At 46.9% G+C, this 9,819-nt stretch carries 7 protein-coding genes, 1 tRNA gene and 1 pseudogene; 4 read left to right on the top strand and 5 right to left on the bottom strand.

What is annotated here, in order from left to right; genetic code table 11:
• The first annotated feature begins 28 nt into the window (after positions 1 to 28).
• A tRNA-Ser gene (locus ABMY42_RS24660) sits at positions 29 to 119 on the top strand.
• Positions 120 to 963: 844 nt separating this feature from the next.
• Here ABMY42_RS24660 and ABMY42_RS24655 read toward each other — a convergent pair.
• Genes ABMY42_RS24655 through hemC form a run of 4 tightly spaced genes read right to left on the bottom strand, consistent with a single transcriptional unit; the run spans position 964 to position 5,043 of the window.
• The gene (locus tag ABMY42_RS24655; protein ID WP_005452034.1) at positions 964 to 2,145 is read right to left on the bottom strand and encodes a heme biosynthesis HemY N-terminal domain-containing protein; all 1,182 of its coding nucleotides are present in this window, start codon (positions 2,143 to 2,145) and stop codon (positions 964 to 966) included.
• Complete coding sequence (locus ABMY42_RS24650) at positions 2,145 to 3,356, bottom strand: uroporphyrinogen-III C-methyltransferase (RefSeq protein WP_005452033.1); 1,212 nt, start codon at positions 3,354 to 3,356, stop codon at positions 2,145 to 2,147. The genes ABMY42_RS24655 and ABMY42_RS24650 overlap by 1 nt, the downstream gene beginning before the upstream one ends.
• A gap of 17 nt (positions 3,357 to 3,373) precedes the next feature.
• The gene (locus tag ABMY42_RS24645; RefSeq protein WP_038897943.1) at positions 3,374 to 4,102 is read right to left on the bottom strand and encodes a uroporphyrinogen-III synthase; all 729 of its coding nucleotides are present in this window, start codon (positions 4,100 to 4,102) and stop codon (positions 3,374 to 3,376) included.
• Positions 4,103 to 4,104: 2 nt separating this feature from the next.
• Positions 4,105 to 5,043: a hydroxymethylbilane synthase gene (gene hemC, locus ABMY42_RS24640; RefSeq protein WP_005438556.1), complete on the bottom strand. Its 939-nt coding sequence runs from the start codon at positions 5,041 to 5,043 to the stop codon at positions 4,105 to 4,107.
• A 348-nt stretch (positions 5,044 to 5,391) separates the two neighbouring features.
• Here hemC and ABMY42_RS24635 point away from each other — a divergent pair, with 348 nt between their 5' ends.
• Positions 5,392 to 7,920 carry a class I adenylate cyclase gene (locus ABMY42_RS24635; RefSeq protein WP_005452031.1) on the top strand — a complete coding sequence of 843 codons (2,529 nt, stop codon included), beginning with the start codon at positions 5,392 to 5,394 and terminating at the stop codon, positions 7,918 to 7,920.
• Positions 7,921 to 7,995: 75 nt separating this feature from the next.
• On the opposite strand, the gene cyaY is transcribed toward ABMY42_RS24635, so the two are convergent.
• Positions 7,996 to 8,310: an iron donor protein CyaY gene (cyaY, locus tag ABMY42_RS24630; protein ID WP_005438551.1), complete on the bottom strand. Its 315-nt coding sequence runs from the start codon at positions 8,308 to 8,310 to the stop codon at positions 7,996 to 7,998.
• Between cyaY and ABMY42_RS24625 the strand changes: the two are divergent.
• Positions 8,290 to 8,501 (top strand): annotated as a pseudogene (locus tag ABMY42_RS24625) (lipoprotein). The gene cyaY and the pseudogene ABMY42_RS24625 sit on opposite strands and share 21 nt — an antisense overlap.
• Before the next feature lie 61 nt (positions 8,502 to 8,562).
• Positions 8,563 to 9,816 (top strand): diaminopimelate decarboxylase, encoded by a 1,254-nt coding sequence (gene lysA, locus ABMY42_RS24620; RefSeq protein ID WP_349266894.1) that lies wholly within the window; start codon positions 8,563 to 8,565, stop codon positions 9,814 to 9,816.
• Positions 9,817 to 9,819 lie beyond the last annotated feature (3 nt).

Genomic DNA, 9,819 nt, shown 5'->3' with positions numbered 1-9,819 from the left:
GTAAGACTAAATTTTAGTAACAATTTGTGGAGAGATGGCTGAGTGGTTGAAAGCACCGGTCTTGAAAACCGGCATACGTTAATAGCGTATCTAGGGTTCAAATCCCTATCTCTCCGCCACTACATAGAAAGCCCGTTGAGAAATCAACGGGCTTTCGTCATTTCTGACGTTTGAGAATTAGACGGGATTTGCATCAAATCTCAAGTCAGTCGCGACTTAGGATTAGTCGTCCTCGAACTCAGTCACTACAAAGAAAGCCTGTTGAGAAAACAACGGGCTTTTGTCGTTTCTGATTCTTGGGAAGTAGCTTTGAGGCGTCTGAATCAACCTCCCAACCGAACACGCTCCAAACTAAGCGCCTTTACTCTTCGTCTATTGAGAAGTCTTGTGCTACGCGTACCTTGAGGCTTTCTGCCATCTTCGCCTCGTAGGGTTATAGAAACTGTCCTCCAGAGAAAGTGATTGAGCTTTCTCCTTGCCATTCCTATCTCTATTGCATCAGCAAAAGAGCGTTTCTACTCGCAGCAGCATTCAATGCGTATTAGCGCTTCTGAGCCTCCTCTGATGATGAATATGACTTTGCTTTAGCTTTTACAACAAACGTTACCCAAGCGCTATATGGGGTTCTCACATCGAATAAGTGCATAATATTACTCCTAGTTACTTCTTTGGCCATCACTACGCTTTACTGTGTTCTGAAGGAGGTTTTCCCTCCTAACCATTTAAAACCAGTCGCTATGTCTTGCAGAAAGTGATCGCGGTTGCTTCACGTGGTTCTTAGTGACACGAAGAAGAGCAGCTTGGAATGAACGACATAAGCTTTGATGATTATTTCTAATCAGGTGCAGTCAGTAGAGAGAACCCTGCTCTTGGGGGAGTCAGTCGTACGATGATAGGGCATGAAGAATTGCAGGCAATAAAAAAGCCGACAGTAATCTGTCGGCTTTCTACTTTCGGAACCGCTTAGTTGTTTTGAACTAGCGTTAGCGCTTTACGAGAGACCTCGTGAGCCGCTTTTGTTAGGTTTTGCTTCTCTAGTGTATCGGCTAGGTAAGCATAGTCAGAAACGTCTGAGCGAAGTTTTAGCGCAACCTCAAAGTGCTCTTGCGCTTCTTGCCATTTTTCTTGGCGGAAGAAGAAGTGCGCTAATGCACTTTGCGCCGCTGCGTTTTCTGGTTCACGCTTCAAGACACCTTCCAAGAATACGATGACTGGGTGGCTATCCGGTAAGTTTAGCTCTGGCAGTAACTGGTACAGCTCTGGTGTTGGGCTCTTCTTCAGTGCTTCTTTGATTACTGTGAATGCCTCGTTATCTGCTTTACGTGAGATGAGCTCGTGAGCAAAACAGCCGATCAAATGAGCGTCTTGTTTTACCTTACGTGGCAGCCCGTTCCAGTGTGAGATAAGACCTTCACTGCCTTGCTGCTGAGCCACTTCGTGTAGCAAGCCGCATTGTGCTTTCTGAATCAGTTCCGCTTGCTCCTCTTCCGTTACCAGTTTTGCTTTGCTTAGCTGAGGCATCAGATCGATCAGCGGTTGCCATAGCTTAAGCTGCATGTAAGTGGTTTTTAGCAGGTTAAGAACAATCGAGTTATTCGCGTACTGACCTTTCAGCGCTTGCAGTGTATCGAATGCAGATTCGAATTCGTTATCACGAATGAACTGTTTTGCACGAGTCAGTTCTACTGCTAGGTGCGCATTTTCTTGCTGGCTTGCTAGCTCTAGATACTGGTCACGCTTCGCTTTGTCACCTTGACCTTGTGCTGCTTCTGAAGCCACTAGGTAACACAGGAGAGGCATGTCGTGATGATTTGCCCAGCGTGTTACTTTCTTCTCTGCGCCTTTCCAGTCACCTTCAAGTAGCTTGATGATGCCTTCGTTGGTGTAGCGACGAGAGCGACGCATTTTGCGCACGCTAAAGTAATTCCATGTGCTTGAGCTTGCGTAAACCACTTTCTTGACCACGTATTCTAAGAAGAACAGTGCCGCCAAGGTCGCAATCACGAAGATCACTAAGGTGGTTACACTCATCTCAATGGTTTTGTTGGCAATAGAGATCAGGACATAACCTTGCTGACCTGAGAATTGAGTGCCAACAAATAAGCCGGCACCAAGAACAACAAATAGGAAAATAAGACGAACCATTACTTATCCTCCGTACCTGTCATTGTGGTCACTTCACGACGTAGGCGCTCCCGAATCACGTCAGAGAGTTGGTTTTGGCTTTCTAGCTTCGCAGGGTATTCAACTTGAATGTCTTGCTTGCTCAGTTGGCTCAGTGTTTTGTTGAATTCTTTCACCGAGTTGTCATCTTGGTTGAAGAATGCCATTGCCCACTTGTCTGCTGTTTCTAAAGAGGTGGTGTAGATTTCACCTTGCTCTTGGTAAACCGCTTTGATTGCCGTCTCTAACTTCGCTTTGATGTTTTCTTTCAAGTAGAAGTGTTGTTGTGGTGACAATAGAGGGATTACGTTGCCGTCACGAGTGCGGAAGGTGATGAAGTTTTCTGAGAAGTCTTTTAATGACGTCATCAGGTTATCTTGCCAGTTTGCAATGTCTTCAGACACTTGTTGCTTCTCTACCGCTGCCGCTTCTGGTAGCAAAGCATTCGCAAGTGGCAGTTTGTCGACTTGCTGCTGTAGGGCAGTGAGGCGCAATACCAAGCCATCACGGTCTACCAAAGGAACAACACGCAGCTTAGTAATGTCATTTGCCATGGCTTTACGCAGACCGACCAAGCTTGGGTCGTTCAGCGCTGCGATACGTTGGTCCGCGCTTTCCATCAATTGAGTAGCACTTTCTACGTCGTGCTCTAGGAACAATTTACGACCTGCCAGTTTTACTAGGTAGTCAGCTTCTGCCAGTAGCCAGTCGTTTGGACGACGACCTTTCACATCAGCGACAGCCAGTTGCAGGCTTTCGATGCTCTTTTGTTGCTGACCCAGTACCACTTCTGCTTTGTGAGTGACAGTGGTCGCTTTTTCAATAGTTTCTTCTTTTACTTGGCTAAGCTCTTGCTTCATTGCTGATTGAGCTTGTTCCAGTTGGCTTTGCAGTTGAGCGATCTGAGTTTGGTATTCAGATTGCTGCTCAAGCATTTTGTAAGTGAGACCGCCACCAAAAATCAGTGATAAGACGATAGCAACAGTACCCAGCTTGACGCCGCGTTTGCCTTGCTTCTCTTCAAATTCAACTTTGTTTGGTTCTGCTGGTTTAGTTGGCTCAGCAGGCTTTGATTCTGCCTTGCTTGGCTCAGATTCCTTCTTAGGCGTGTCTTTTTCAGCTAGCGGTGCCGATGTGGTTTCTTCGGAAAGGTTTTTATCGTTATTCTTTTGGTCGTTATTTTTACTTGTCATGCCTATATCCTGTGTAGCTAGGGCTGGAGAGCAGCCAGTAATTCTTGGTTGGATGCGCTTCCTGTGCACCTGACCTGAGTGAAGCCCCGTTGAATTGCGATGTCAGCGATTCGCTGACTGGGGATATACAACTCTTGTTGATTAAGCCAAGTCAATTGCTCTGACGTCAATTGGCTGCACAAATAATCCAGTTGTTCACCACTGGTGACGATAATCTGGTCGATTTGTTGGGTTTTCCATAGTGAGACACAGCTTACTGGATCGAATGGGATAAATTCTCTCTTATAAGTCTCACTATAGTGAACTTTTGCTCCACGTCTCACCAATGCATCTTTTATCAGCTCTCTACCACCGTTGCCACGAAGGATCAGAACTGTTTGTTTTTCTACATTGTTTAGCTCGGGAAGCTGCAACAAGTGTTCACTATCACTGACTTGTGGATAGTGTACTTTCTGTTGGGTACATTTGCTCAAATAGTGTGCTGTTTTTTGACCAACGGCAAGGTATACAGCCTGCTTAGACCATGATTTAGCGTGGTTCTGCAAGATTTGCTCTGCGCATTGCACCGCATGTTGGCTAACAGCAATGATGATTTGAGCGGTTTCAATGTATTTGGAGAGTTGTGTGTCGCTGAGATCGGCGACGATGTCGATCAGAGGATGATAAATTGCAGTTTTGCCGTGCCTTTCGAGCAGAGAGCAAAGCGCCATGCCTTGCTCTCCCGGACGAGTGACCAACACTGCCATGATTATTCGTGGTCTGCGTACAGTTTGGTTAGGATGTCGCGCGCACCGTTTTCAAGTAGCTCGTTAGCCAGTTGAACACCGAGTGCTTCGGCATCGTTGCGGTGACCGCGAATTTCACCACGCACAATTAGGCTGCCGTCTGGTTCACCAACCAGTGCGCGTAGCCAGATGTTGTCACCATCAAGCAGTGAGTAACTGCCGATAGGCACCTGACAGCCACCTTCAAGGGTGAGGTTCATCGCGCGCTCACAGCGTACGCGATCTGCTGTATCTTGGTGGTTTAGTGGCTCAAGCAGTTTAAGTAGACGCTCGTCATCCACACGGCACTCAATACCCACCGCGCCTTGACCTACTGCTGGTAGTGATTGCTCTGGCTCGATAAAGCTACGGATGCGCTCTTCTAGCTCAAGGCGTTTCAGACCTGCAGCAGCAAGAATGATCGCGTCGTATTCACCTGCATCTAGCTTACCTAGACGAGTACCTACGTTGCCACGCAGCTCTTTGATAACTAGGTCTGGGCGGTATTCTTTTAACTGACACTGACGGCGCAGGCTACAAGTACCTACAACTGCGCCTTGTGGCAGCTCATCAATGTTGTTGTAAGTGTTAGAAACGAATGCATCACGTGGGTCTTCACGCTCACAAATCGTCACCAAGCCAAGACCTTCAGGGAAGTCTACTGGTACATCTTTCATTGAGTGCACCGCAAGGTCCGCACGACCTTCAAGCATTGCCACTTCTAGCTCTTTCACAAACAAGCCTTTACCACCGACTTTTGCTAGCGGCGTATCCAAAATGATGTCGCCTTTGGTCACCATAGTAACCAGCTCAACTTCCAGACCTGGATGAGCGGCTTGAAGTGCGTCTTTTACATAGTGAGCTTGCCATAGGGCAAGAGGGCTTTTTCGAGTTGCAATGCGAATTGGCGTAGATTGTGTCATGGTCTTCTCAATGCTGTTTTAGTTTTGCCTAATCCTACCACTCAACGCGTGAAAGTCTTAATGTTAGTTAGGCTTCTCTTGGTGTCATGAATCGAATTACATGACGTTATGAAAATAGTGTGACTGGATTCTCATTTAGGCTAAGGACTATTATTAGTTATAGGTGAATACAAGCGACACTACTGCGCTATCGATTTTTGCGACTAGTGTGGGGTTTTCAGACCACAACTATTTGCGGGTGGAAATCTTTACCAACCCTGATGAAAGTGTTAAATTGATCACGTTTTTACACCGTTTTGGTTTAAAACATCAGCAGATTTTCGTGATTGTTCAACCAAGGAACTTCCCTTGCAGGCTTACACCCAAAAACTTATTCAGCGATTAGATAACCTGAACCAGCAACGGATCGACCGTGCGCTGGCGCTTATGGATTCGCAAAGCCAGCAAGTCTTCCACTTGATTCCTGCCTTGTTGAACTACAACCATCCTGTTATTCCCGGCTACTACGATGCAGACGTACCTTATGGTGTGTTTGGTCTAGAGCTGAACGATCTCCAGCAACAATTCCTTGATGATACCCAACTGACAATCGGTCAACCGCTTAAGACAGCAGAGCAACCTGCGATCTTAGGTTTGTATACCATGGGCAGTACCTCTTCTATTGGTCAAAGTACTTCAAGTGATTTGGATATTTGGGTGTGTATCTCACCGGAGATGGATAACGACCAACGTGAACTGCTGACCAACAAATGCTTGCTGATCACCGATTGGGCACAAAGCCAAGGTGTAGAAGCGAACTTCTTCTTAATGGATGAAGAGCGTTTTCGTAGCAACCGTTCAGAAGAGATGACCGGCGATAACTGTGGTTCTTCTCAGCATCTATTACTGCTGGATGAATTCTACCGTTCTGCGGTACGTCTAGCTGGACAGCGTTTGTTGTGGCAAATCGTGCCACCAGAAATGGAAGAGTGTTACGACGAGTACGTTGCACAGCTTTGTAAAGATGGCTACATCAACTGTGATGAGTGGATCAACTTTGGTCAGCTTAACCGCATTCCTGCTGAAGAGTATTTCGGCTCGAACTTGTGGCAGCTGTACAAGAGTATCGATTCCCCTTACAAATCCGTGTTGAAAGCGATCTTGCTTGAAGCTTACTCGTGGGAATACCCGCACACACAACTTCTCAGTATCGACACCAAACGTCGCTTCTTTGCCCACGAGCCTGACTTGTACGGCATGGATGCGTACTACTTGATGCTAGAGAAAGTAACACGTTACCTAGAGCGAATCCAAGACGACACACGTTTGGATTTAGTTCGTCGCTGTTTCTACCTTAAAACCCATGAAAAACTGTCTCGTGAACCTGATGTAGGCTCTGTAGCTTGGCGTCGTGAAGCCTTGAGCGACATGATTGCGAAATGGGATTGGGATGAAGTGGTATTGGCAGAGCTCGACGATCGCCGTAACTGGAAAGTAGAACAAGTGAAAGTGGTGCACCATGCACTGTTGGATGCTTTGATGCAAAGCTACCGTAACTTGATTCAGTTTGCGCGTCGTAACGACATTACTTCAGCGATCAGCCCGCAAGACATCAGTATTCTTGCTCGTAAGCTGTACGCGGCATTCGAAGTGCTGCCGGGTAAAGTTACTTTGCTTAACCCTCAGATCTCGCCAGATTTGCACGAACCCGACTTGAGCTTCATTGAAGTAAAAGAGGGGGGGGTGAACAAATCAGGTTGGTACTTGTACAAGCAACCACTGATTGCGCACCGCATTCTTGGTCAGCCTTGTCTTGAGCATCATGAGTACTTGAGTAAGTTGGTTTCTTGGGCGTTCTTCAACGGTTTGATTACGGAATCTACTCGCCTGCATGCCGTTGTTCGTGAGGCGCAGTTAGACATCGATAAGTTCTACCAAATGGTGAGTGACCTACGTAACACCTTCTCGTTACGTAAACGTCGCCCAACCATGCAAGCGCTGGGTAGCCCGTGTGAAATTAGTCAGATGGCGATGTTCATCAACTTTGAAAATGACCCGACGGCAGAGTTGTCTGGTCGCTCACTCAAAGTGGATGTGAAAAACACCGATATCTTCAGCTTTGGCCCTGAGCAAATTAACTTGGTCGGCAGTGTCGATTTGGTTTATCGCAACTCATGGCACGAAGTGCGTACCCTGCACTTCAAAGGTGAAACCGCGATGTTGGATGCATTGAAGACCATTCTTGGCAAAATGCACCAAGATGCGATTCCGCCAGAGTCGGTGGATGTATTCTGCTACGCGAAGAACATGCGTGGCGTGATGCGCAATATGGTGTATCAGCTATTGGCAGAGTGTATCGACTTACGTTTGAAGCCGGTTGAGCAAGAGAAACGCCGTCGCTTTAAAGCCATGCGCCTCGCTAACCAAACTTACGGTCTGTTCTTTGAGCGTCGTGGTGTATCGGTTCAGAAGCTAGAAAACTCGGTCGATTTCTACCGCAGTATTTCAACCAACAAGCTGAAAGGTTCACCGCTGTTGATGCTGGATCGTGAACAAGAGTACCAACTACCAGAAGTAGTGGATGGCTTTGCCAGTGAAGGTTTGGTGCAGTTTTTCTTTGAAGACACTGACGATGGTTTCAATATCTACGTACTGGATGAGTCAAACCAAGTTGAGGTTTATCATCAATTCAGTGGTTCGAAAGATGAAATGATTGCGTCAGTGAACAGCTTCTACACCTCGGTGAAAGATGACAGTCGTGTATCGTCGAAGTTTATTAACTTTAACTTGCCGCAGTACTACCAAATTATTCATCCGGAAGAAGGGAACACCTACATTATCCCTTACCGCAATGATGGCTGTACGCCGACTCGCCCAACCAAAGCGGTTAATGCGTAAAACGAACAACAAAAAAGAGCACCTTGGTGCTCTTTTGTCGTTTAGGTGACTGGTCGCCACGAAGACCCATTTGGCTTATGCCCAATCGATCGTTTCGCCAGCGTGCTTTTCGCACTCTTCTTTCACCATTTCAAACAGTTCCATGCCCGTTTTAGAGCAAGTCCATTTGTTATCGACTAGCTTAAAGTGGAAGCCACCAGACTTCGATGCTAACCAGATCTCATGCATTGGCTCTTGGCGGTTAATGATGATTTGGCTGCGGTCTTCAAACTCTAATGTCATTACGTTGCCAGTGACTTCGTAATCAATGTCTGCACCTGAATCATCGATGGATTCTTCGATGAGTTGCATCTGCGCATCCACCAGTTGATGAAATTCAGTATCGTTCATCCGTCTATCCTATTGCTTTTCCTGAGTGTGGTGCGATTATAGGGGGCATTGGTTTAATAATCACGATATGCAAAATGAAAAAATTACTTACGGTGTTGTTTGTGATGGTTGCAGCGACCCTTGCTGGTTGTGGTCAATCAGGTTCACTTTATATCCCAGATGACGCTCAACAAAACGAGCAGTCACAATAATCAGCCACACCTTCGGGTGAAAACAGGGTTTAGCAGTCGAATTAATTAAGGGAAGCAAATTTTGGATTACTTCAACTATCAGGATGATGGCCAGCTTTGGGCCGAAGACGTCTCACTCCAAGCTCTCGCCGAGCAACATGGCACTCCTCTTTATGTTTACTCACGAGCAACGCTAGAGCGTCACTGGAATGCGTTTGATAGCGCTGTGGGTCAGCATCCTCATCTTGTTTGTTACGCAGTAAAAGCAAACTCTAACCTTGGCGTATTGAATGCACTGGCTCGTTTGGGTTCAGGTTTCGATATTGTATCGGGTGGTGAGCTTGAACGCGTTATCGCGGCTGGCGGTGATGCGAAGAAGGTGGTGTTCTCGGGTGTTGGTAAAACGCCAGCAGAGATGAAACGCGCACTGGGGCTGGGCATCAAATGCTTCAACGTGGAATCAGAACCTGAACTTGAGCGCTTGAACAAAGTCGCAGGTGAGTTAGGTGTGGTTGCACCGATTTCTCTACGAATTAACCCTGACGTAGACGCAAAAACACACCCTTATATCTCGACTGGTCTGCGCGACAACAAGTTTGGTATCGCTTTTGACCGTGCTCCGGCAGTATATAAATTTGCTCAGAGCCTACCAAATCTCAACGTGCAAGGTATCGACTGCCACATTGGTTCTCAGTTGACTGAGATTGAACCTTTCATCGACGCGACAGATCGCCTCTTGGCTCTGATTGATGATCTGAAAGCACAAGGCATCAACATTCGTCATCTGGACGTTGGTGGTGGTCTGGGTGTGGTATATCGTGATGAATTGCCACCACAGCCTTCTGATTACGCGAAAGCACTGTTAGGTCGTCTTGAGAACCATCAAGATCTTGAACTGATTTTCGAACCAGGTCGTGCAATTGCAGCTAACGCTGGTATCTTGTTGACGCGTGTGGAATTCCTAAAACACACTGAGCACAAAAACTTTGCGATTATCGATGCGGCGATGAACGACTTAATGCGTCCTGCGCTGTATCAAGCATGGCAAGATATTGTCCCAGTTTCACCACGCGAAGGTGAAGCACAGACTTACGACTTAGTCGGACCTATCTGTGAAACGGGCGATTTCTTGGGCAAAGATCGAGCACTAGTACTGCAAGAAGGTGATCTACTCGCGGTTCGCTCTGCTGGCGCCTATGGTTTTGTGATGTCTTCGAACTACAATACTCGTACCCGAGCGGCGGAAGTGATGGTGGATGGCAACCAAAGCCACCTTGTTCGCCAGCGTGAGGAGCTGACCAGTTTGTGGCAGCTGGAACAGATTCTACCGGAGTAACAC

Origin of the sequence: Vibrio sp. SSH13-20 (assembly GCF_040104475.1) — a bacterium.
GTDB classification, from domain to species: domain Bacteria; phylum Pseudomonadota; class Gammaproteobacteria; order Enterobacterales; family Vibrionaceae; genus Vibrio; species Vibrio harveyi.
The sequence above is the reverse complement of the archived record's forward strand: the minus strand, read 5'-3'. Positions and strand labels throughout refer to the sequence as shown.